The sequence below is a fragment of the Polaromonas sp. P1_E3 genome (genome assembly GCF_056405935.1).
In genome coordinates this window covers 1-1,031 of the sequence record NZ_JBFUBD010000670.1, presented here as the reverse complement: position 1 = coordinate 1,031, position 1,031 = coordinate 1, and the positions used below count along the sequence as shown (strand labels likewise).

The following is a 1,031-nucleotide window of genomic DNA, read 5'->3' as shown; positions in this document are numbered from 1 at the left end:
CCCAGAATTGGTGCAAATGGCACGGCAGAGTGGGAATTTGAGCGAAAGTGACGAGGCTTTTCTGGCCGATTTGGTCGAAAACCCGGACAAAGACGCTTGAAAAAGCACTGACTTGCTATAATCAAAGGCTTTTCGATCCTCTGGCGGCCACTGCAACCATCTGAATCATCTGAATCATCTTCGGGTGAATCCATGGATTTGCGGTCTTTAGCGTAGCGCGTGTATGAGCGAAGAAGTTAGATGGAATAAACCATGAATCTGATCCAGACCCTTGAGCAGGAAGAAATTGCCCGCTTGAACAAGACCATTCCCGTTTACGCTCCCGGCGACACCGTGATCGTCAGCGTCAATGTGGTGGAAGGTACGCGTAAACGTGTGCAGGCTTTTGAAGGTGTGGTGATTGCCAAGCGCAATCGCGGCCTCAATTCCAGCTTCATCGTTCGCAAGATCTCCAACGGCGAAGGCGTGGAACGTACGTTCCAGGTTTACAGCCCGCTGATCGCGAAGATTGAAGTCAAGCGCCGTGGTGATGTGCGTCGTGCCAAGCTGTACTACCTGCGTAGCCGCAGCGGCAAATCCGCACGTATCAAGGAAAAGCTGGGCGCCAAGGCTGCCTAAAAGCACCTCCGCCCTGAAAAGCCGCTCTCTCGAGCGGCTTTTTTTTGCCTGCTAACCTCTCATTCCATGAACAACACCCGGCCCCTGCCGAAGTTTGACCCGCGCAGCATTCCGGTGCTGAGCATTGATGACCATCTGGCGGGGGTCCCTTCGGCGCACCTTTCACCGGAGGCCCTGCGCCAGCGTTTTCGGCATCCGCCTGTGTGGACTCCCGAACACAGCGTCGAAAAGAAATTCACCGACCGCACCCCTGCGCTGGCTGCGGTGCTGATTCCGCTGGTCATGCGGGACGAGCTGACACTGCTGCTGACGGAACGGACCACCAACCTGTCCACGCACTCAGGCCAGGTCGCCTTGCCCGGCGGCCGCACGGATGAGACCGACCGCGATGCAGTGGACACCGCGCTGCGGGA

Annotated in this window: 1 protein-coding gene and 1 pseudogene; both read left to right on the top strand. The window is 56.9% G+C overall.

Annotated elements, in window-relative coordinates; translation table 11 throughout:
• Positions 1-252 precede the first annotated feature (252 nt).
• Positions 253-618 (top strand): 50S ribosomal protein L19, encoded by a 366-nt coding sequence (rplS, locus tag AC1D0Z_RS22670; protein ID WP_077595343.1) that lies wholly within the window; start codon positions 253-255, stop codon positions 616-618.
• A gap of 66 nt (positions 619-684) precedes the next feature.
• Positions 685-1,031 (top strand): annotated as a pseudogene (locus tag AC1D0Z_RS22665) (CoA pyrophosphatase); the annotation flags it as partial.

Coding starts and splice junctions, on each gene's coding strand:
- rplS (WP_077595343.1), top strand. CDS start 253: ATGAATCTGATCCAGACCCTTGAGCAGGAAGAAATTGCCCGCTTGAAC.